The 23,026-nt window shown below is 54.5% G+C and carries 13 protein-coding genes and 3 pseudogenes; 9 read left to right on the top strand and 7 right to left on the bottom strand.

Annotation, left to right across the window (positions count from 1 at the left end; all coding sequences use genetic code 11):
- Positions 1 to 271 precede the first annotated feature (271 nt).
- On the top strand, positions 272 to 580 hold the full coding sequence (locus tag OSC10802_RS54790; protein WP_155968309.1) for a hypothetical protein: 309 nt from the start codon (positions 272 to 274) through the stop codon (positions 578 to 580).
- 232 nt (positions 581 to 812) lie between these two features.
- Complete coding sequence (locus tag OSC10802_RS0124145; RefSeq protein ID WP_017719344.1) at positions 813 to 3,497, top strand: CHAT domain-containing protein; 2,685 nt, start codon at positions 813 to 815, stop codon at positions 3,495 to 3,497.
- Between the two features lie 267 nt (positions 3,498 to 3,764).
- On the opposite strand, the gene OSC10802_RS41575 is transcribed toward OSC10802_RS0124145, so the two are convergent.
- The 4 genes from OSC10802_RS41575 to OSC10802_RS0124125 form a co-directional block, all read right to left on the bottom strand.
- Complete coding sequence (locus tag OSC10802_RS41575) at positions 3,765 to 4,625, bottom strand: DUF928 domain-containing protein (RefSeq protein WP_017719343.1); 861 nt, start codon at positions 4,623 to 4,625, stop codon at positions 3,765 to 3,767.
- A gap of 99 nt (positions 4,626 to 4,724) precedes the next feature.
- The gene (locus OSC10802_RS0124135; protein ID WP_017719342.1) at positions 4,725 to 7,097 is read right to left on the bottom strand and encodes a CHASE2 domain-containing protein; all 2,373 of its coding nucleotides are present in this window, start codon (positions 7,095 to 7,097) and stop codon (positions 4,725 to 4,727) included.
- Positions 7,098 to 7,197: 100 nt separating this feature from the next.
- The gene (locus OSC10802_RS0124130; RefSeq protein WP_017719341.1) at positions 7,198 to 8,214 is read right to left on the bottom strand and encodes a DUF1822 family protein; all 1,017 of its coding nucleotides are present in this window, start codon (positions 8,212 to 8,214) and stop codon (positions 7,198 to 7,200) included.
- 84 nt (positions 8,215 to 8,298) lie between these two features.
- Positions 8,299 to 8,943, bottom strand: coding sequence for a hypothetical protein (locus tag OSC10802_RS0124125; RefSeq protein WP_017719340.1), 645 nt, complete (start codon positions 8,941 to 8,943; stop codon positions 8,299 to 8,301).
- Between the two features lie 474 nt (positions 8,944 to 9,417).
- Between OSC10802_RS0124125 and OSC10802_RS0124115 the strand changes: the two genes are divergently transcribed.
- The gene (locus OSC10802_RS0124115; protein ID WP_017719338.1) at positions 9,418 to 10,047 is read left to right on the top strand and encodes a calcium-binding protein; all 630 of its coding nucleotides are present in this window, start codon (positions 9,418 to 9,420) and stop codon (positions 10,045 to 10,047) included.
- A 599-nt stretch (positions 10,048 to 10,646) separates the two neighbouring features.
- Positions 10,647 to 11,312 (top strand): pre-peptidase C-terminal domain-containing protein, encoded by a 666-nt coding sequence (locus OSC10802_RS0124105; protein ID WP_232731741.1) that lies wholly within the window; start codon positions 10,647 to 10,649, stop codon positions 11,310 to 11,312.
- A 255-nt stretch (positions 11,313 to 11,567) separates the two neighbouring features.
- Here the strand turns inward: OSC10802_RS0124105 and OSC10802_RS50895 are convergent, their stop codons facing one another.
- Positions 11,568 to 11,741 (bottom strand): hypothetical protein, encoded by a 174-nt coding sequence (locus OSC10802_RS50895; protein ID WP_155968307.1) that lies wholly within the window; start codon positions 11,739 to 11,741, stop codon positions 11,568 to 11,570.
- Positions 11,742 to 12,118: 377 nt separating this feature from the next.
- Between OSC10802_RS50895 and dnaK the strand changes: the two genes are divergently transcribed.
- The 5 genes and pseudogenes from dnaK to OSC10802_RS46595 all read left to right on the top strand — a co-directional run.
- Positions 12,119 to 14,104: a molecular chaperone DnaK gene (gene dnaK, locus OSC10802_RS0124095; protein ID WP_017719335.1), complete on the top strand. Its 1,986-nt coding sequence runs from the start codon at positions 12,119 to 12,121 to the stop codon at positions 14,102 to 14,104.
- 239 nt (positions 14,105 to 14,343) lie between these two features.
- Entirely contained in the window at positions 14,344 to 15,354 is a 1,011-nt protein-coding gene (locus tag OSC10802_RS0124090) for a DnaJ C-terminal domain-containing protein (protein WP_017719334.1), read from the top strand.
- Positions 15,355 to 16,415: 1,061 nt separating this feature from the next.
- Entirely contained in the window at positions 16,416 to 19,475 is a 3,060-nt protein-coding gene (locus tag OSC10802_RS41570; protein WP_017719332.1) for a hybrid sensor histidine kinase/response regulator, read from the top strand.
- Positions 19,476 to 20,474: 999 nt separating this feature from the next.
- Positions 20,475 to 20,852: a response regulator gene (locus OSC10802_RS0124070; RefSeq protein WP_017719330.1), complete on the top strand. Its 378-nt coding sequence runs from the start codon at positions 20,475 to 20,477 to the stop codon at positions 20,850 to 20,852.
- A gap of 280 nt (positions 20,853 to 21,132) precedes the next feature.
- Positions 21,133 to 21,659 (top strand): annotated as a pseudogene (locus tag OSC10802_RS46595) (IS607 family transposase); the annotation flags it as partial.
- Between the two features lie 398 nt (positions 21,660 to 22,057).
- On the opposite strand, the pseudogene OSC10802_RS56695 reads toward OSC10802_RS46595, so the two are convergent.
- Together OSC10802_RS56695 and OSC10802_RS54785 are read right to left on the bottom strand one after the other, a co-directional pair.
- Positions 22,058 to 22,425, bottom strand: a pseudogene (locus OSC10802_RS56695) (transposase); the annotation flags it as partial.
- Between the two features lie 430 nt (positions 22,426 to 22,855).
- Positions 22,856 to 23,026 (bottom strand): annotated as a pseudogene (locus OSC10802_RS54785) (IS701 family transposase); the annotation flags it as partial.

The following is a 23,026-nucleotide window of genomic DNA, read 5'->3' as shown; positions in this document are numbered from 1 at the left end:
TCATGTGAGGCAGGCGGTTCCCCTCACGCATATGATCCCCCCGCTGTAAGGCGCGCCGGGAAAAACTTGGGCACCATCGCACGATCGCAAAGATGAATCCTGCGATAGCGCCCAAATTTTATATCTGGAAACCGAGTCTCTATCGCAATAGGCACTTAGGTTAGGACATAAACATCTTCCAATTATCCCCTGGAGGCATTAGGGGATGGGGTATTGCTGCTTATCGGGTGGGGCATGGCCCACGCGCGATGCCATGAATGTCCTAACCTATATGAAATACTGCGCTAGCGCTGCGCCAGACATGCGCCAGGTTTCTGATTTGGGTAAGGACATAGCACCGGCTTTCCCTCTGGTTCCCACAAACCCAGGTTATCACAAGTTGAGGGAAGGGCGCGGGCTTCTTTTGTGTGAGGGGAGCCGCCTCAGGGATTTTTCGGCTTCATGTGAGGTAGGCGGTTCCCCTCACGCATATGATCCCCCCGCTGTAAGGCGCGCCGGTGTGCTATACCTCGCCCCCCACACCCTCAGTGCCAAAGCGGTGCCATTAGGACATATTATTACCTATTACCAAACCTTCTGAAAGCGCACTAACATAAGAGAAGCGTGAAGCTTAAGTGAACTCAATTTTGGCGCTCGCTCGGCGGAACAAGCAACAGAGAAACGAGCTGGAGCTCTTGCCCCGCACCCAGCTGCCACTACTTTGAGAAAAATGAGACAAGTTGGAATAAATAGTATTTTTCCCTAGGTCTGAAAAGGCTTGACTGCCGCCTTTTTCAATTCCATTATCCAAAATTCAGGCATCTATAATAGGTATGAGCCCCTCCCAGATTATCTCTGTCCTGTTGCTTGTGGCTTATGGTTTCTGCCTGACGCCCCCGGTGGCAATTCTTGCCGCAGCCACCCCGGCAGCCGGCCAGCCGGCTTCCGCGACGCAACTGCTGGAACAGGGCAAAAACTTGTACCGGGCGGGGGAGTTCCAGCCGGCAGCAGAAGTCCTGGCGCAGGCGGCGCACCTGTACCAGTCGCGGGGGGACGCCCTCAACCAAGCTCTGGCGCTCAGCTATCTCTCCCTGGCTTATCAAAAACTCGGACAGCTGTCCGAAGCTGGCGAGGCGAGCGCCACCAGCCTCAGCCTCCTAACCCCCTCCGACTCGCGCAGTGCGGACTCGCAGCGGATTCGAGCTCTCGCCCTCAACGTCCGGGGCAGCCTGCAACTGGCCCAGGGACAGACCGAAGAGGCCCTGGCCACCTGGAAACAGGCGGCTGAGGCGTATGGCGCAGCAGGCGACCGGCACGGGCGCACCGGCAGCCAGATTAACCAAGCCACCGCCCTGCAAGCCTTGGGACAGTACCGGCAAGCCGTGAAACTCCTGCAGCAGCTGGAAGAAACCCTGCAAGCGCAGCCCAACTCCCCCCTGAAAGCCGCAGGATTGCGCAGTCTGGGAAACGCCTTGCGCTTCGCCGGCAATCTCGACAAGTCTCAGCAGCTTCTGGAGCAAAGTTTAGCAATAGCACAAGAGCTGCAATCCCGTCAAGAAGAAAGTGAGACTTTGCTCAGTTTGGGCAGCACAGCACTCGCTTTTGCCCGCCGAGTGGGAAACCAGCAGGATGGCAGCAGTCACCGGCACCTGCCGGTGCGCTGCCCTGACGGAGGCATCCCGCCCGACGCTCAATCCTACTACAATAAAGCTGAGGGATTATATCACAAAAGTGCAGAAAAATCAACCTCAAATTTGACGCAGATACAGGCGCAGCTCAACCGGCTGAGCGTGTTGCTGGCGCAACAGCAAACCCCAACCGCTGAGGAATTGCGCGACTTGCGGCAGCAGATCGAGCGGCTCAGCCCCAGCAGGCCGGCAGTCTACGCCCGGGTGAACTTTGCCGGCAGTCTAATCTGCCTGCAGCAGGAGAGCTGGGGAGCAGCCGGTGCCCCACTCCAAAATCCGGCAGAAGACTTGCTGCAAACACAAGCAATTGCCCAGTTACTGGGCGCAGCGGTCCAGCAGGCGAAAGACCTGAAAGACGAGCGAGCCGAATCCTACGCCGCCGGCAATTTGGGCCAGCTCTACGAGGTCGCCAGAGAGCTGCCGGTCGCTGTGCGCCACACGGAAGCAGCCTTAAACCTCGCCCAGAGCATCGGCGCGCCGGATATTGCCTATCAGTGGCAGTGGCAGCTCGGACGCCTGCGGCTGGCGCTAGGCGACAGGTCGGGAGCGCTGGAGGTTTACGCGCAAGCGGTGGCAACCCTCAAGTCCTTGCGCAGCGATCTCGCCGCCCTCAACCCCGACATTCAGTTCGACTTTCGGGATCGAGTCGAGCCGGTGTACCGGCAGCTGGTGGCTTTACTTCTGGAATCAGAGCAGCCGGCGCAAGAAAACTTAAAGCGAGCTCGCGATACGATTGAAGCGCTGCAGCTGGCTGAGCTAGACAACTTCTTTCGGGATGCCTGTTTGAATGCCAAGCCGAAACAAATAGACGAAATCGCTGACAGTTCTAATCCCAAGGCAGCGGTGATTTATCCGATAGTTTTGGCAGACCGCACAGAAGTTATCCTCAAATTGCCCAATCAAAATGAACTGCGCCACTACAGGGTCCGCCTCGCAAAAAGCCAAGTAGAAAGCACCCTAGAACAGTTGCGGAGCAATCTCACAAAACCCTATGCCCTCCGAGAGGTAAAGTCCCTGTCAGAGCAGGTCTACAGCTGGCTTGTCGCTCCGGCTTTGCCAGACTTAAATGCCAGCCAAGTCAAGACATTAGTGTTTGTCCTCGACTCTCCCTTCCGGAATATCCCGATGGCAGCCCTTTACGACGGCGAGCGCTATCTGGTGGAGAACTATAGCATTGCCCTGGCTCCGGGTTTGCAGCTGCTATCCCCCAAACCTTTGCACACCGGCAGGCTGGAGGCTTTGGCTGCCGGTGTGACTGAACCCCGCTCGGGATTTCCCGCACTGCCAAATGTCGAGCGGGAATTGCAGGAAATTAAGTCGGAGGTGCGAAGCCGGATTCTTTTCAACGAAGAGTTTACCAGCAAAGCGCTTCAAGAGCGAGTCAGCGACTTGTCCTTTCCTGTCATTCACCTAGCCACTCACGGTCAGTTCAGCTCGAATGCCAGCGACACATTTATTGTCGCTTGGGATAAGCGGATTTATGTCAAAGAGTTGGATAGCTTGCTGCGAACTGGAGAGAGAAGCTCAACTGAGGGGATTGAATTGCTAGTTTTGAGCGCCTGCCAAACCGCTGCAGGGGACAGGCGGGCGGCTCTGGGGCTCGCTGGAGTGGCGGTGCGGGCGGGAGCTCGCAGCACCCTCGCCTCTCTGTGGAGTGTGGATGATGAGTCTACCGCCCTGCTGATGAGTCAATTTTACCGGGAATTAGCGAGCAACCAGCTGACAAAAGCCGAAGCCCTCCGTCAAGCGCAGCTGGGTCTTTTAAAGAATCCTAAGTACCAGCGTCCGCTGTTCTGGGCACCTTATGTGTTGGTGGGGAATTGGCTGTAGGATTTTGGATGCCCAGATTTTGGATTTTGAATGCCCGGATTTTGGATTTTGGATATAAAAAATCGCAGTAGGGTGGGTTAGCGGTAGCGTAACCGGCCCCCACAATTGAGTGTCGCTGCCTAAGTCCTGTTTTGATAAACCGCCAAGACGCCAAGAGCGCCAAGGGAAGAGAGGCGGCTGACAAATTATTGGGAACTGCTGTGGAGTCTTCTGGTGAGAGTCGGAGACTTGAAAATCACCCGAAGACTAAAATCCAAAATCCAAAATCTAAAATCTAAAATCTAACACCGGCTGGGGGGCAAGATTGTCCAGGCGAATATCTCGCAACAGGGCAGCCCAATAGGATGTGTCCTGCGAGCCGGTGCGCCTAATATCCGCTGCTGCAGTCAGCGCATCGTACCAAAAACCGCTGCCGGCATAAAGGGCGACCCGCTGAGCCGGTGTGGAGTTTTCTAACTGAACTGTCAGGGCGGGATTCAGTTCGGATCTTTGAATCCATCCGTGAACAAAAGCGATGGGTTCTGAATCGCAATTAACAATAAAATACCAGTGATATCGCTTGCCAATTTCTAGCGGTTTTTCTGTGGGCGGGAGGGAGACGCTGATAACTCCCGGCGTTCCAGACAGGGTGAGAGAGGTCTGGTAGACAGTCGCGTCCGCTTCATCCTGCAGGACAAACTCACCAGGAAGTGGGGCGGAATAAGGGACGTAAAACCAAAACGTGGGTCGCTCAGAGGTTGTTAATCCCCAGACCAGTCCCGAATCCGAAACCGGCACTAATGCCGTGAGTGCCTTTGCCTCAGAGTCCTGGAAATCATTGCCGGTATCGCCACAGCCCCGCTTTCCCCCTCCAATCCGACCGCCCGGTTCGCCGATGTTGTCTGGTGGCGGGGGGGTGTTGAAGATTGATGTTGGGTTTAACTGTGTGCTATAATTCAAAGTTGGGGGCCAGTCAGTGACAGGTTGACCGGCTGCTGCCGGCATGAAAGCCAGGGATGCCAGACAGATAGAAAAGGCGAGTTTTATGTGTGGGACGCCAGCAGTTTGCCTGCAATTGGCAGACAAATTTTCCACCGGATAAGTCTGGACTCTGCAAGAAGCCGCAGGAGAGAATTTTAATTCAGTCATAGCGCTAAGTTCCAGCAGTTATAAATAATTTGAGAAATCCTGTCTCTTTTCTTTCCTTGGCGGTCTTTCACGGCGGCGATTTATTAAAAAAAATAATTTTTATAAGTCAGGCTCCTGAAAATGGGCTGGGGAAGCGGTGGAAGCGGCCACAATCGCGCCGGTGAGGGCCAGAGCCAGAGCCGGCGGTACGAGCGGCACCCAACCGCCCCGATCCATCAAGATGTGGCACAGTCCGTATAAAACGGCCAGTGCGGCGGCTGCCGCCAGCGCTAAGTGGCGGGGGTTGCCAATGCGCCACGCCAGCAGGCTTCCCAGCACGGACCAGCCCCAGACCCACAAAACCTCCGCCCACTGGGGCCAGACCCACAGCAGGGGCCGCCCGTCCAGAACCGCACTGAGAATCTGGCTCACCATCTGGGCGTGCACGAGGACTCCGGGCATTTCTTGGTAGGGCCAGCGGGCGGCACTGTAGGGAGTTGTAAAATTGTCACCGGCACTTTGAGCGGTGACGCCGATGAGAATGATGCGATTTTTGAAGGCATCGGGGTTGACTTTCCCGGCGATCACTTCTGTGAGGGTGACGGTTTCGACAGCCTCAGAAGGAGAGCGGTAGGAGCGGTAATTGAGCAATATTTGGTAGCCCCAGTCGTCGAGGTGCTGGTAGCCGCTGCTGCGGTTTCGCAAGCGCTTGAAGAGAACGTCACCCAGCTGCAATTCTCCTTGTTGGGTGTAGTGGGCTTTGATGCCTTTTGTTTCCAGATAGCGGAATGCCAGCTGTGCGCTGAAAGCGTAGGGCGCAGCGCAAGGGGATGTGGCGCGTGGCTTCATGGCGATCAGATGCCGGCGGATCGCGCCATCCGGATCGACGGAAAAATCGCTGAATCCCTGGCGATTTTCAGGAATTTCCGGCGGGGGTGAGACGCCGGGCTCGCTGATTTCTGGCTCGCTGACTTTGCATATTGCAATCAAGCCCTGATTGCGCCGCATGCGAGCGGCTAATTCCCGCTCTTTCGGGTCTGCAGGAAAATCGCGATAGATATCTAAGCCAATGGCTCGCGGTTGGAATTCTTCGAGTTTTTGCAGGAGTATCGCCAGCGCCCGGTCGGAGAGAGAGCCTTTTCTTTGCTGCTGTTCTTTGAGCTGAAAATCCTTGTCCGTGATGCCGATCGCCAGAATGCGCGGATCTGGCCCTTCCTCCGATCGCACTCGCACTAACCTGTCAAAGGCTTGCAACTCCCACGCCTGCAGCACTCCCAGGTGCCGCGCCCCCATGAGTGCCGGCGTTACAAGCAAGCTGGCTAGCAACGCTGTGCGGAGGCTGCGCCCGACCGGCGAGAGTTTTGCAGTTGGCAAAACGGCTCGGTTTGCGGTATAATTTTTATTGAGTTTAGTGAGCAGTTCTTGCCAAGCCGGCGGCGCTTCAGCGGGATTCTGGCAAATCGCCGGCAGCCAGGTGGCGCAAGGGAATTCGCCCTCTAAGCCTTGCAGTTTTTCCCGCGCTTCTCGCACGGCTAAATAGAAAGTTTCGCCGCGAGCGAAGGCTTGCAGGAAATGCTTCAAAAATTCTTGCGCCACCCGGTCCGGAACCGGCTCGCGCATGACAATGATTTGGGGGATCTGCAAAGAAGCTAGCTCCTGGGCTAGTCCCAGCCCGTCACAGGAGTTGAAAATCGCGATTTTTAAGCCTCGCTCAGCGGCTTTTTTGAGGGCGTATTTTAGCTGTTCAATGGTTAAATTTTCGGTTCGGTTCAGGTAAATATGGCCTGTCTCGCCAGTCCCCAGGCTGGAGCTGTGCCCCGCAAAAAACAGGATGTCCCAGCCCTGTTCCTCCCAGAGCAGGGCGGTTAGCGCCTGCCGGTGGGGCTCCACCAAAAAGTTGATTTCCGCGCCCGGCAACTGTCTTAACACCGCTTTATCTGCCTGGGTGTCAATGCCATCACTGTTGCCCAAAATGGCTAGGACGCTCACTTTGTTTCCTCTGGCGGGAGAGGGGCGCTCTATCCGTTCGTATGCCGGTGCGCTTAAAGCAATTTCAGCTTTCGGGTAGTGTTCCAATAAATCCCAAAGATGCCAGGGGAGTCGCTGCAGCTGAATGTCTCGGGTTTGCAGGAGCATCCGAATTTCGTCGGATGGCATTAATTTTTCTAGCAGTTTTTCTTTGATACAGCAAAAAGGAGCGGAGCGCAGCCAAGCATTCAGGCGCTCGCACAATTCTCGCGCCGCAATGCTGACATCCTCAATCTTGGAAACGTTGGTTACTACTCCTGCTTTGGGTTCCAGTCGGGAGCGCACCCCCAAGCGGCGATAGGCGATTTGCCAGCGGCTGTAGAGCAGTGGAATCTCTGGATCGGGGGGGAGGGAGCCGGTGATTTCAGCCGTTGGGCGCGAATCTTCTTTCCCAATCTGCAAGGTGACTGGAAACCCGCGCTCAAAATCGCCATCTCCTAGCTTGAGACAAACTAATTTTCCCATTTGACCAGGCGATCCCTCAATACTTGCTGTGAAAAATTTAAAAATGCCGCCGCACCTTTAAATTTCAAGGATTAATTGATATTTCTCTGACAGCCCCTAACTAAATAACAAATTCTTCCGTAATGCTGGCGTCGCCGAAAGCCACCTGAGCGAAAAACCGCTCGCCGGGTTGGCCACTGAACTCCAATTGAATGTAATTATCGGCGCTTCTGGAGTGGACTTCCTGAAAAGTCGCCCCAGATTCATCGAGGACAGTCAGTTGGAGTCCTAGGGGCAGATAAATGTGACTGCCGGCAGGATGCACTTGCAGGAGAATATTGGTCTTCTGTTCTGATTCTAGCCTGAGTTCCACGATTAGGGCTACAGGATGACCGACGATCTGCATCCCTAGGTCTATTAACTTAGCTCGTCTGACGCCGGCTTCTGGCAGACCGAGCTCAGTTGGGACTGATGTGTCGGGGCTTCTAAAATTGAAAGGCAGGCTTCTAAAACTGAACGCTAGTTCTGATTCGTCTGGTGGGTTGAGCACAGTTTCAACCGCTTGCCAGCCAGCCTCAATAATATTGCTGAACCACCGGCTCAAGTTCACCGCAGTTCTAGCGGGTGCAGCCGGCACTGCAGCCGGTGCCGGCTGCCTCAGCTGGCTCAAGCAATCGATTAAATCTTCTGGCGGTTGCAGCTGGCTGACCGGCAGCGAGTGCGTGACTGCTGTTGGGGCAAATCCCAGCAAGCAGGCTTCCTGGAAGGAACTATCTATCTCCACCACCATATAGCCAATTCGTTCTTGCCACACTTCCGGCGGAATGTAGCAGGAACGCTGGCCCTTTTTTAGGGGCCGGCATTCTAAGCGACCGGCACCGGTGACTTGCAGGTCCGCCACGTCGGCACACAGGCGCACGACGCGGTTCCAGCTGTCGCCGGCGGATAGGTCTGTGGGAATGCCCATCATCTGCAAGTAGTCATTGACCACCCACACGGCCAGGGTATTCAAACGGACTTGCTCTGCCTTTTGCGGTGTGGGTTGCTCGCTGGCAAACTGCTGCGCCACCCGCCGCGCGTTTTGGGTCAGCGGCAGCGGTAGGGCAAAATTTTCTATTTCATGGCTGCTGTAAGTCATGGCACTGCTGTTTTTATTCCATAATCCCTAGAGCTTCGCTACAGGCGCTTGCGGGCCTACTAGGGACGAAAATACTCGCCTCCTCTACTCTATATATCCCTCGGATTCGCCAAATTTACGCAAGCGGGGCAGGCACTGGCGCTGGTAAAAACTGCTTAATGTTGAAGCCGGCACACCTAATTCCGCCCCCAGGGCTTTCCAGCTGGTTTCCGGCGGCAAGCGCCTCAGTATTAAGACTTGGGCGGTCACCTCCGGGTGGCCCTGCAGCCGGATTTTGCGCAACTCTCCTGTTGAGTCTGTCTCAGCCCAAGCTCTCACGTCTTCCAGCAGCGGGGGAGCGTCAGGACTCGCCGGCAGATTGTCTACGGGGTCAGCGGTTTCACTGTCCTCATTCGCTCCCCACTTCCCTGGCACAAATTTGGATTTCCGATTTTGACTGTCTATATAGAAATCTTGCAGCCGCCGCTTCAGGTAGGTATTTAGCCAGGTGAGGACACTTCCCCGCGCCGGGTTATACGCCTCACCCGTATTGCCCTCGCAGATATTTTGACAGAAGTACACCCATGTCTGTTGCAGCGCATCTTCATAATACGGTGTGTTTTCTTTCCAAAGTTTGCTAGCAATTGAACGGATGAGTTTGGTTAATTTTCTCTGGCGCTGGACGCTGCCGGCTGGATGCCTGCAGGCTTCTGTAATCTGCCTCTCCAGCTGTTCTTCCACTCTCTCCATAGAGCGATGCCTCTTCCATTGATCTAGAAGCACTTTTGTCTCTTAACTCATCAATTTAATAAAATTTATCCCCCTTATGTCTACTACCTAAAGGTAGAGATTTGCGCTCAGTCCGGTGGGAGTCCTGAGCGCAGGGCTGGTGCGTCTGTCTCTCCCGACCGGCAGCTGCCCCGCAGTGTAAACTTATGTAAAATTTTGCGGCACTCTCGAACCTGAAGCTGACAGGTAGATAGAGGTTAACAGCTCAGCTTTTTGCGGAATTTTGATTTCCAAAGAGTCCCGCAAAACGCCTCTTGGGGAGCTTATAGCTGAGGCTTGTGTATTGCCCCCGGTAAAAAGTTTCCAGAAAGGCGTGAGAGGGAATACCACGCGGTTTTGGAGCGTAGCCCGCCCAGCCACAAGCCGGCAAATTAAAGACCTCTGTTGAAGCATGAATAGCAGTCAATTTACCGAATTGTACAAGGAGAAACTGACATGGCTAATTACTACGGCACCTCTGGAAATGACTCGATGGATTATATGAACCCTGGTAACGATAACATGTATGGTTACGGGGGCAACGACACCCTGGGAGGTGGGGATGGCAATGACAGCCTCTACGGGAATGCCGGCGATGACGTCATGTACGGTGACGCCGGCAATGACTATCTGGATGGCTGGACCGGCAATGACAAGATGTATGGTGGCTCCGGCAATGACACCCTGCTGGGCTATGATGGCAAAGACACCATGTATGGCGGCACCGGCACTGACAGTCTAAAGGGTGAGAGCGGCGACGACTACCTGAATGGCGGTGGCTATTCCTATGATTCCTATGAATATGACAGCCTCACCGGCGGCGGGGGAGCTGACACCTTCGCACTCGGCGATTCCTACGATTCATACTATCAAGGCGGTGGGTACGCCACCATCACTGACTTCAAGTGGAGCCAGGGCGACAAGATTCAGGTTTATGGCAGCATCAGCGACTACACGCTAGACAAGAATTACAACTGGTCTGGCAGTTCCGCCCTAGATACAGCCATCTACAGGAGTGGCGACCTGATTGCCGTTGTTCAGGATACCACCAACGTCTCTCTCAACTACGATTTCGTATCCGCCTAGGCGGCGCTGTCAAACCCGCGCTTGATTTGCCAATGTTATAAGTTTTAGCCGCTACTGAGGATGATTATTTTGAGGGGGGGTGAACCTGCCACACCCTCAATTTTTCTATTAGGCGTTTTCTTTTCCAATATTTTTTCTCAACAATCAGCACATAATTTGCTTTTTTGCTGTCCCGCACTCCTCTCTCCAGGCCTGATGCCCGCTCGCTTCTGTAACCAGATCCTGCAGCTGTTCTCCCACTCTCTCCATAGAGGGATGCCGCTTAATTGATATAGAAGCACATGTGACCTGTAAACCTATCATTTTAAGAGGGCTGACACCCAGTTGCCAACTACCTATAGATAGAGATTGCTGCTGATTTATTGCTGGGCGAACGCACTCCGCAATTCCCGTGAGGGCGGCTACCACTCCTGTTAATTTTTGTAAAATTTTGAGCAATCCTTGGGAGTTAGACTGACAAGTAGATAGAGGTAAGATCGCAAGCCGTTAATCGGTCGATCTAATCAATAAGTTATCGAGATCAGAATAATCCTCTAGACCTTTAAGGAAGAAATAAAATGGCAGAGTTTAACCTTGGTACGCTGAGTGAAACCCCATTTGTGGCCAGTAACTTCGTGGGTAGCAGCGACACGAGTGACGTCTACAGTTTCCGTCTGGCCAGTGCCAAAGATATCAACCTGGCTCTCACTGGCATGAGTGCGGATGCCGATGTCCGACTGTATAAGGACGCCAATAATAACGGTGTTATTGATTCTGGCGACCCGCTGATTGGCAGTTCAACTTATGGTAGCAACCACGATGAGGCGATTAACGCTGGCTCCCAAGCTGCGGGTAACTACCTTGTTCAAGTTTATCGGTTCAGTGGCGATACCAAATACGATCTGAGGCTATCGGCCACCAACGACTACGCACCGAGCAATATTTTGTCTTCTGAGGTCGAGGTTGGCAACCTGAGTGGCACTCGAACCTTTACTGACTGGGTGGGCACCACTGACACCGCTGATGTTTACCATTTGATCGTGAATTCGGCGGGAACTTTTACCTTGAACATGACTGGGCTGAGCTCGGATGCTGATGTCCGGCTGGTTCAGGACAGCAACAGCAATTCAGCGGTCGATCCCGGCGAGGTCATTGCAAGTTCAACTTATGGGGGCAGCGCAAATGAATCTATTACCGCTAGCTTAACTCCTGGGGACAACTATTTTGTTCAGGTCTATCAATACAGTGGCGATACCAATTATAACATTGCCATGTCATTTGCATAACTAAAGACGGCAGTAAACCGAATCAAAATGGGCTAATGTCAAGTCCGTTTAATCGCCAGAAATTATTTTTTGCCGCATCCGGACACAGATAGCTAAGGAATAAGGATGAATTCACCGGTCTGTCTTCGCGGCCTTCAAAATCCGTTGCGATTTCCCGCTTTTTCTTCTGGGATATAACTTGACATAAGACATTTATATGCCCTCAGATTTCTTGAAATTTGAGGGCATTTTTTGCGAATAAAAGCGCCAACTTTTTCAAGCCAGGCTGTTAAAGCCCGGTTGCAACAGCAGCGCAATCCATTCCCCCACCCAGACAAGATAGGGGAGTGCGACGAATCGCCCCGTCTTTGTAGAGACGGGAAATTTCGGCTCTCCCCACCGGCAGTCAGGGAGCGGCACAGCCGGCATCGAGCCGCGCTGTGACAGCATCCAACCGCCGGCCCCTTGCACGGCTGCAGGCGAACGGGGGCGTTAAAATAATCAAAAATATTATTTTTGTCAAGAGCGGGTGAGATCGCACTGACCTTTCTATGACCCCGGAAGCCCCGGAAGTCCCGGAAGCCTCTCGCCCCAGGCACAGCCCGCAGGCCAAGGCACCCCCTCTCGCATGACCTCTGGGCGCGTCTCGCCCGCACGGTAGAATAAAGTCAGCAAGGAAGATACCGCCCCAACGCTGACGGTGAGGCACCATTAACAGCCAAAAACAGCGGCAATCACTTGTAGCGCCAGTTTTATGATGGCTGCATAAACTAAAGGAAACCAAGTATCTATCGGGTCAGCACAACGCGAGAGGAGAAAACTAACGCATGGGAAAGGTAGTCGGCATTGACCTGGGTACAACCAACTCAGTAGTAGCCGTCATGGAGGGCGGCAAGCCGGTGGTGATTGCCAATTCAGAAGGCATGCGCACGACTCCCTCCGCAGTCAGTTTCAGCAAAGAAGGGGAGCAGCTCGTCGGACAGCTAGCCCGACGGCAAGCGGTGCTCAATCCCCAGAATACCTTCTATGCCGTCAAGCGGTTCATCGGGCGCAAGTATGCCGAACTCAGCCCGGGGTCAAAGCGAGTTCCCTACACCATCCGCAAAGAGGAAAACGGCAACATCAAAATCCAGTGCCCTCGGCTGAAAAAAGAATTTGCCCCAGAGGAAATCTCAGCGATGGTGCTGCGCAAGCTGGCAGACGAAGCCAGCCGCTACCTGGGAGAGCCCGTCACCGGCGCGGTGATTACCGTACCGGCCTACTTCAACGACTCCCAGAGGCAAGCCACCCGGGATGCCGGCAGGATTGCCGGTTTGGAAGTCAAGCGGATTCTCAACGAGCCAACGGCAGCCTCCCTGGCTTACGGACTCGATCGCAAGCAGCAGCAGACCATCCTGGTGTTTGACTTGGGCGGCGGCACCTTTGACGTTTCCATCCTGGATGTGGGCGACGGCGTGTTTGAAGTCAAAGCCACCAGCGGGGACACCCAGCTCGGGGGGAACGACTTCGACAAAAAGATTGTGGACTGGCTGGCGGTGAAGTTTCTCGAAGAAGAAGGACTCGATTTGAGGCGCGACCGGCAAGCCCTGCAGCGCCTTACGGAAGCCGCAGAAAAAGCCAAAATAGAGCTTTCTGGGGTTGGCGTCACAGAAATCAACCTGCCGTTCATCACGGCCACCGAAGACGGGCCAAAGCATCTGGAAACCCAACTGACTCGGGCTCAGTTTGAAGGCATGTGCGGCGACTTGCTGCAGCGGTTGCGCATCCCTGTCAAACAAGCCCTCGCCGATGCCGGCCTGACACCGGCAAGAATTGACGAAGTGGTGCTGGTGGGCGGCTCGTCACGCATGCCAATGGTCAAGCAGCTGGTGCGCGGCTTGATAGACAGACAGCCCAATGAGAACGTCAACCCCGATGAAGTCGTCGCCGTGGGAGCCGCCATCCAAGCCGCCATCCTGGCGGGAGAGGTCAGGGACGTGCTGCTGCTGGACGTGACGCCCCTGTCCCTGGGGCTGGAAACCATCGGCGGCGTGATGAAAAAGCTCATCCCCCGCAACACCACCATCCCGGTGCGCCGGTCCGATATCTTTTCCACCGCCGAAAACAACCAAACCCTCGTGGAAATCCACGTCCTGCAGGGAGAGCGGGAGATGGCCGCCGATAACAAATCCCTGGGCCGGTTCAAGCTCACCGGCATTCCGCCCGCTCCCAGAGGCTTGCCCCAGATTCAGGTATCCTTTGATATTGATGCCAACGGGATTCTCACAGTACAAGCCCTGGACAAAACCACAGGCCGGGAGCAGAGCATCATCATCCAAGGCGCTTCCACCCTCAGTGAAATGGAAGTCAACCGCATGATCCGAGATGCCGAGCAATTTTCCCAAGAAGATCGCTTGCGGCGGGAGCGAGTCGAGAAGCGCAACCGCACAGAAGCCCTAGCCTATCAAGCCGAGCGGCAGCTGCGAGAAGTCACCTTGGATTACGGCATGCAGTTTGCGCCCGGGATTCGCAACCGCATCGAATCTCTGATTCGAGAGCTGCGCGACGCAATAGCCCGCAGCGACGAGCGGGGCGTCGATCTGGCGAGCTCCCAGCTGCAAGACGCTCTCTACGAGCTCAGCCGGGAAGTCTACCAGGCTTCCCGCTCTGATGAAGAAGAGAACTTCTTTGACTCGGTTCGGCGCACCTTCTCCGGCGACAGCCGCCCCTCCTATCGCGACGAAGTCCGCCGCCCCGCCAGAGGGGACTCCCGCACGCCCCGCACGAATACTTCCTCGGATGAGTGGGATGATGAGGATGAGGACTGGTTCTAATTTGTCAGGAGTCATTGGTCAGGAGGTTCGTAGTTGGGCTTTAGCCCTACCCCCTAGGTTCGTTTTTGGGCTTTAGCCCTACGAACTTGGCAACTGCGCCTTTGAACAATTAGCCATCGCCAAAGCCCGCCACGGGCTGCCAGCTGACCGGCTTGCAACTGACACGCCATCGCAACGCTCACCAGAAAAGCGCTACAGGCGTCCCGCCTGTCTTACCCACTGACACCAGACAACTGACAATGCAGAACTTTCGGAACTACTACGAGATTTTGGGAGTTCCCAGAGACGCCACCGCCGAGGAGATTAAAAAGGTCTACCGGCGGCTCGCCCGGCAGTATCACCCAGACCTGAATCCGGGAAACAAACAGGCCGAGGAAAAATTTAAGGATATCGGGGAGGCTTACGACATTCTCTCCGATGCCGACAAGCGGGCGCAATACGACCAGTACAGCCTGTTCTGGAAGCAGAAAGGCTTCCAGGGACGGCAGCCCGGGCGCTCTCCAGCCCCAAAAAGCTGGAACATCCGCACCGGCAGCACCGGCACCCGCAAGTCAGAAGAGGTGGATTACGGCCAGTTTCCCGACTTTAACAGTTTTGTTGACCAGCTGCTTGGCCGGCGCGGCAGCTCCGCCAGCGTCTCCACCCAACCCGCAGGCTCCCGACTCCGCACCGACTCCCCCGACTCCTTCCGCCCCGGAACCAGCAAAACCGCCTACATCGCCGGCTCTCGCGCCGCCCGCCGCGACGTGGAAGCTCGCCTGACTCTGCCCCTGGAAAAAGCTTATGTGGGAGGAAATGAACGGATTCGCCTGGAAGACGGTCGCTCTCTCGAAGTAAACATGCCGTCTGGAATGGTGACCGGACAGCGCATCCGCTTGAAGAGTCAAGGAATTGCCGGCGGGGACCTGTACTTGAAAATTACCGTAGCCGAGCACCCGTTCTTCAAGCTGCAAGGATCGGACATCTGCTGCGCGCTGCCCCTGACACCCAGCGAGGCGGCGCTGGGAGGGCCGGTAGAAGTGCCAACCCTCGACGGGCTGGTGAAAATGACCGTACCGCCCGGAGTGAGGCCCCGACAGCGCTTGCGCCTTGCAAACATTGGCTACCCCACCGGCAGCGGCAGTCGCGGCGACCAGATCGTCGAGATCCAGATTGCAGTTCCGAGAGAGTTAAGCCCCCAAGAACGGGAACTCTATGAAAAGCTGCGTCAAGTTGAAACCTTTAACCCCAGGCAGGATTTACCCGTGTAGCCCGAAAGAAGAAATAGCGATAGCGCCAAAAGCGCGCATAAAAGAAAAGATGATGTTTTCTTTAGCTCTTCCGGACTTAGAGCGCGTTTATAAAGTAATTGTTGAGCAGCTGCAGGAGGTGAGAGACTGGGTTTCTCTTGCTGGGGGAACACCTATCAAAGGCCACGAGCCCGAGAAAACCGATTTCTGGCAGCCCTCACTTCTTTGTGATAAACACCCTGTTATGGTAATAACCGAAACTTAGTGATTTTCTCAAAGGCAAGCACCGAGCGCGGGAATCTCCTGCGCCCCCACTCCCGCCCCCCGTTTCGCAGCCCCGTGCGCTCCCTCTCGTATCGCCCCACTGATGGAGCGAGCGAGAGTCGGGAAGGCACCCGTTCCTCCTGAGACGGGAACTGGTATTTCCCACCCCCTGTGCGCTGCGCCCTGCGCCCAAAAAAGGGGGTCTCCCACCACTGGTGCGGCAGAGCCCTTTCCTTTGCGGATGTGCCTTTTACCGTGTGGCGCAAGCCGGGCCGGCGAACAAAAAGAGGGAGTTCCCCCCTCTGCAATTCACTCACCCTTCAGAAAAAAAAAAGCAAACACTTAATTTGCCTAATTTTTTGTATCGATAATTTCCATGCAGTTCATGTAATCGCCTTAAATGTGGCTCCGCAACCTGGGGTCAGATAGGAAGATTAAAAGCCTAAAAGCTGAGCGGCGTGACCCGCAGTTTTTTATCCGGTTGGAACATTTCTGTCCCGTATTTATTTTAATCCCTTGTTTCAATCCCGTTGCCAGGATTCACTCTCGCCCGCTCCTGTTGGCGGCTAGTGCCTGCCATTCCTCAAGGGGATTTCCGCACCGCTCCCAGACCCAACATCCGGCCTGACACTGCCAGCTGCCGCTGTTGCGCGCTTAGCGCAGGCATTCCCCTTTCCCCGATCACTGCCGGGTGTGTTTGCCGCCTTCTGAGGATGCAGCAGGGGAGCGTCACTGCAACCTCACCGCACTGCCGCTGGATTGGCGGAACGCTGTCCGTTTAAGTCACTCTCAACCCGAAAAAACAGGAGACCGTTACCGTGACCAAACCCCTGCGCAATACCATTGCCGAACCGGGCCGATTAATTGGCTTGCTTCTCGTTTTTATACTGGCCTTTTCATTAGTCGTATATCAGCTAATTTCCGAAATAAACAGCCAGCTGCTGTTTGCGCAGCAAGAGCGAATTGGACTGGAGTACACCCAGCATTTAAGAGTGCTTTTAGAAAGTTTCATACAGGAGCGATCCGCGATAAATGCCGGCGCGCTGGGCAGTGCGTATTTGCCAGCCAACCGCAGAGTGAAGCGAGAGGAAATAGAAACTCAGTTTGCGGCACTGGAGCGACTCGATCAAAAGCTGGGGGCAACCCTCAAAACCGCCGAAAGATGGAATGCCTTAAAAGAAAAGTGGCAGCAGCTAAAAAGCCTGATTGGGCTAAAGCCCAACTACAAACTTGACGCCCACACGGCTGTAATTGACGATATTATTTCCCTGATGGCCCATGTGGGGGACACCTCCAACCTGATACTCGACCCGGTTTTCGACAGTTACTATCTCATGGATGCGGTGATAGTCAAACTCCCCCAAGCCATTGAACAAACGGCTCTCGCCAGAGACTTGGGGGCAGAGTTCGCCGCACGAGAGCAGCTGCGAGCCGGTGAAAAAGTCCAGCTCATCATTCTGTCGGGCTCTCTCAAATCGCCCGTAGATGCCATCAATAGAGGCATGCAAGTTGCTTTTGGGAAAAACCCAAAACTTAAACCCAAACTAGAAGCCCTCACAGAAAGCTGCGTGCGGGTTACGGCTGGTTTTGCCGGCTTAGTTAACCAGCAAATCGTCACGCCGGAAAGCCGGAAGATTCAACCGGCAGACTATTTGGCCGCCGGCAGCCAAGCCCTAGAGGTTCAATTCCAGCTCTATGACGCCGCAGTTCCAGCCTTGCGCGGATTATTGCAAGAGCGCACAGACCGGCTCTCCCATAAAAAATTTCAAGTTCAGATTTTCGCCCTGATCATTGCAGCGATCGCCATTTATGTTTTTATCGCCTACACACGCAATCTAGCCAAGCGCAAACGAGCGGAAGAGGCGCGGCGGCAAGCGGAAGCGCAATATCGCAGCATATTTGAAAACGCTGTTGAGGGAATTTTCCAAACCACCCCCGAAGGACAGTACATCAGCGCCAACCCCGCAACAGCACGCATCTACGGCTACTCCTCAGCCGAACAGCTCATCCGCACAGTGCGCGACATCGGGAAGCAGCTGTACGTCGCTCCTGACCGGCGAGCGGAATTCCTTCGCCTGATGGAAGAGCAAGACACGGTAGAGGGGTTTGAGTCGCAAATCTATCGCAAAGACGGCAGCATTATCTGGATTTCGGAAAACGCCAGCAAAATCCGAGACGAAAGCGGTGCGGTGCTCTACTACGACGGCACCGTTTCTGACATCACTCAGCGGGTGCGGGCCCAGGAAGAATTGCAGCAGGCAAAAGAAGCCGCTGAAGCAGCTAACCGGGCGAAAAGCAGTTTTCTGGCGAATATGAGCCACGAACTGCGCACGCCACTCAACGCTATTATTGGCTACAGTGAAATGCTGCAAGAAGAAGCCCAAGACTTTGGGTATGAAGATATCGTTCCCGATCTGGAGAAAATTCGCTCCGCCGGCAAACACCTGCTGGCCCTGATCAACGACATCTTAGACATCTCTAAAATTGAAGCCGGTCGGATGGATCTGTACCTGGAAACTTTCGAGATTTCGGAGCTGATTTCGGAAGTTGAGGCGACTATTTTACCGCTTGTGGAGAAAAACCGCAATACCCTGACAGTGGAGTGCGACCGGCATCTGGGCAGCATGCGGGCGGACCTCACGAAAGTGCGCCAGACGCTGTTCAACCTGCTGAGCAACGCCGCCAAGTTTACCGAAGGGGGGACGATTACCCTGGCGGTGAGCCGGGATCTCGCGCCTTTACCCGGTGCCGGGGGCGCAATGCCGGATGCCAGAAGCCCGCAGATCCTCTTCTGCGTCACCGACACCGGCATCGGCATGAGCCCAGAGCAGCTGTTGAAGGTATTCCAACCGTTCACCCAAGCGGACGCCTCCACCACGCGCAAATATGGCGGCACCGGCTTGGGGCTGGCAATCGCCCGCCACTTCTGCCAGATGATGGGCGGCGACATTGAGGTGGAAAGCCGTCAGGGTTGTGGCTCCACTTTCACCATCCGCTTGCCAGAACGGGTGCGCGAAGAAGGAGGAGAAGAAGAAGTCAAGAGTGGGGGGCCCACATTGATGAAAAACTTGGCAACCGCCGAGGCAGCTCTGGGGCGACCGGCGGCTAAATCGCCAGCTGCAGCCGGTGCTGGCGCGTTCACCGTCTTGGCCATAGATGACGATCCGGCAGTAGGCGAGCTGATTGCCCGCCGGTTAGCCAAGGAAAAGTTTCGCGTTGAGATAGCAGCTTCCGGCGAGGCGGGGCTGCAGCTGGCGCGAACGCTCCACCCGGATGCGATTGTGCTCGACGTGCTGATGCGGGGGATGAATGGCTGGGCGGTGCTCTCGGCGCTGAAAGCCGATCGGGACCTGGCTGACGTGCCGGTGATTGTGGCCTCCTCCCTGGACGATAAAAATTTCGGCTTCGCCTTGGGGGCGGCGGACTACCTCACCAAACCCATCGACCGCAACCGCCTCCTCACCCTCTTGCGCAAGTACAAGAAACCAGCTAACCAAATTCTGATTGTGGAAGACGATGGGGCAACCCGCGAAATGCTGCGGCGCATGCTAGAAAAAGAGGGGGTTGGTGTTCTGGAAGCAGCAAATGGCCTGGAAGCGCTGCAGCTGTGCTCGCAACAGCCGGATTTGATTTTGCTGGATCTGATGATGCCCCAAATGAATGGTTTCCAGGTGATTGCCGAATTGCGCAACAGTGTGCAGACGCGCTCGCTGCCAGTTATTGTGATCACAGCGATGGATCTCACACCAGACGATTACCAGCTCCTCAATGGCTGTGTGGAGCAGATATTCCTCAAGGATGCCAAAAGCCCGGATCAACTTGTTAACGAAGTTTGCGACTTGGTGATTGCCGCCTTGCAAACAAGCGAGGTGCGCTAGCCACAACAAACGGCGGTGGACCGCCCGGTTTGTAGTTGGGCTAGTGCCCTAGCAATTGGCCCCGCCTCAGGGACAATTTTCATTATGTTTGCAGTTGGGCTAATGCCCAAAGTTTATAGTTGGGCTAATGCCCCACCAGTTCGCCCCGCCCTGGGGACAATTTTCATCGGTGGGGGTGTGCGCAGTTCCGAAGCGACTGCCTCGAAGCGCACGCGCAGGTATTTCCTCCCCGGGCGAGTTGAAAGGGCCACCCCGGCACCCCGCACGCTGCGCCGAAATCGCCAAACCTCGGAGATGGCGACCCAGCCCCAGCCGGAGCTATTCCTTGACTGTTAAAAAGTATATAACCCAAGTTGCAACTTTTGGAGGCTCTGCCTCCAAAACGGCGCTCCCAGCCTCAGGCTGGGAAGGCGGCTAACGAGGGGAACTGGAAAAGCCCCCCCTTTTCTAGTGCCGGTGGCAGAAAAGCCCGCTCCGTCTGGGCAGCTCGAAAAGCTCACGGTTTGTAGGTAGCAACTTGAGTTATATAGAGGCAATTTAAGTGCTAGACTTCAGGGAAATATCTGGGCAAATATTTTTAATTATAATATTTACGAGCTATCACTTTCCTATGCAACCCGGTTGGCTGTTGAGGTGCGGGACACCGGCACCCCGGTTTTGCACAGGGCTTGCCTTGTGCCCGCCCCCAGATTGTCCGGGCGGTGCCTGTACGGGGGTGGGGGCTTGGGGCGTTGGAAGCAGGCGTGCCAGAAACCGGTGCCATCGCCCCGGATGGGGGCAAGCCTTGTGCCAGCCCGCAGGGGGAATGCCGGCGTGCCTTGGGACAGGGTTTGCCACCCGCCGTGAGGGGAAAAGAATAGCCCCTCGTTTCGATATGGCAGCGCTCAGGACAGACCAGACCGATTGAAGAGTTTAAATCTTAGATTTTAGAGTGGTGAAAAGCAATCCAAAATCGGGGCATACAAAATAGGGCTGCTCACAGCTACAGGGAAAAGAACAATGGCGAAAATCTTGCTGGTCGAAGATAACGAGATGAATCGGGACATGCTGTCGCGGCGTCTGATCCGCAAAGGGTACTTGGTGGCGATCGCCACGGATGGGGCCCAGGGCGTGGAGATGGCTCAGTCGGAAGCTCCCGACTTGATTTTGATGGATATGGGCCTGCCGGTACTGGACGGGTGGCAGGCGACGAGGGAGATCAAAGCAGTACCGGCCACTACCGGCATTCCGGTGATCGCCCTCACCGCCCACGCCATTGCAGGCGATCGAGAGAAATGTCTAGCTGCAGGCTGCGACGACTACGACACCAAACCGGTGGAATTCCCCCGACTGCTAGCCAAGATTGAAGCGCTTCTCAACAGAGCAACCGCTTCATGAGGCCGGTCAGGACTAGAAAGCAAAAAGGCAGGCGAATTGTTTTGTTTTTTCTGCTGCCTGAAGCCTTTTGGCCAGGGCGTGCGGCCAGCCCGCACCTACGGTCGAATGCCGGCGTTTGCTGGCTAAAAGCAGGCGGATGGCGCAAGCGCTCCCGCAAGCGGTGAAAATAGAACAGAGAAGGAACAAGCAGGAGGTGAGATATAATACGTGTTTTTTGGACAAAGTTGCATAAAATGATATAATACAGGCAGAGGTTTGAGGACAGCCCTATTGGCCAAATAAAGCCATCAGGACCCCATCAGGACAGCGCCGCTACAATATCGAGTCCTATGTTGCCAGCCGGCAGGGACACGAGGAAAGTCGTCGCCTACGCCAGAGTCAGCAGTCGAGCCCAACAGCCCGACCTCAATCGGCTTTTCGCAGCCCTCAGCAGCCTCTACCCGCAAGCCGAAATGCTCCTACGGAGCCGCTACGCTAACGTTGCCGAAATCGGAAGCGGGCTCAATTTCAAGCGGAAAAAGTTGCAAGCCTTACTGGAGCAAATCCTGTCAGGAGATGTCCGAATGGTTGTTGTTGCCCACAAAGACCAGTTGGCAAGGAAAGGCTTTGACCTGTTTCGATGGATCTGCGAGCAAAACGGGTGCTTGCCTCGTGGTTCTCAATGAGGCAAGTCTGAGTCGGGAGCGAGAAATGGTTGAGGACATCCTTGCCATCCTCCACTGTTTCAGCTCCAGGCTCTACGGAATCCGAAATTATAAATCTCAGGTCAAAGAAGAGCCGGGCTTCCCCAAACTCGAAACTCAATAAAACCGGGGAAAAATGGCTCGCAGCCTGCCGGTATTGCTACAGCCATTCCATCGCTTTGCAGCGGAGTGGCACGCGACTGAGCAAGCTAAAATTGCAAAACGAAATCATGCAGGGCGACTTGCCGCAGTGGGTGAAGTAAACGCCCTGCTACATCCGGCAAAATGTGATTTTTTCCGCTTCTAGCAGCAGTCATATTGGTTAGGACATCAGTGACCTAGGGAAAAAGGCGGAGGGCAGGCGTTCCCTCCGTGCCCTCTCGATCTAATGTCGTAACCTAAGTGCATACTGCTATATCCCTCTTTTGTCACTCTAGGCAGAGAAAAAGTAATATTGCCACTGCTGGCCGTTTACGGAAATAGCCGGTGGAAAGAAATTCATTCGATAAATTAACCGCGCCAGACTCCGTAATCCCTTCTAATTACCACAAAATAGGGAAGATTCATCTCCTTCTAAGGCGGCGATAAATTTGCTGTTGCTTTCTCCATACAAGCTGTCAGCTAGCACTCTCTCTATTTCAAATCCCATCTCTCGGAACTGATGGAGCAATTCAACAGCTATTTCTGGCTGGCTTTTGTAGACATCTCCTGGTTGGAGGCGCTTTCTCGGCTTGTACACTTCAAAAATTAGGGGGAAAGTTATGCCGTCGATTAATCCATAAGCCAGCCACTAGACCGTTTTCAACTTTCCCTAATTGGCCAATGTACTGCCGGCTTACATAATCCGTCTTAGTTCCTTTTTTGGGGGTGCCGGTTTCGTCAATTATTATAGCAGTATGCACTTAGGTTAGAACATTAGACCTTCAGGGCAGCCAGACGCTGGCCTACGTCTATATAGCAGTAAGCATTTAGGAAACCTACATTCCGGCGTCCCTTGCTCCCCCGCTCCCGAAGCTTCTATTGTTCTAACCAATATGACTGCTGCTATAAAATAATTTTTCGCCTCCGAAGCGCCTTTAATATTATAGCACTATGCACTGAGGTTAGAACATTAGACCTTCAGGGCAGCCAGACGCTGGCCTACGTCTATATCCCAGTAGTAATATGGGTTAGGACAATAGGAGCAGGAGTGGGGGGTGCAAAAGAGGCCGAAATGTACGAACCTAAGTGCCTACTGCTAGAATGAAAAATCTCGGAATTTCAGCTGTAAAATCCCCTGAGGTAATTGAGTCATAAATGCAAAAAATGTTCGTTCTAAAAGCCAGAGATTTTGGCTCTAGCTGGTAAAGTTTTGCGTTTAATGTCTGAAATCATTCCGAGGTGAAGGAGCTTAAAAGCTTCAAAGCTTCTAACTTCTGGAAAGATATCTCTGTAGGGGGCGCAATACTCATCGATAAAATTGACGGTCGGTCGGGCAGCTCGGGGCTTAAC

The organism is Kamptonema formosum PCC 10802, from assembly GCF_000332335.1.
Lineage (GTDB): Bacteria > Cyanobacteriota > Cyanobacteriia > Cyanobacteriales > Oscillatoriaceae > Oscillatoria.
The sequence above is the reverse complement of the archived record's forward strand: the minus strand, read 5'-3'. Positions and strand labels throughout refer to the sequence as shown.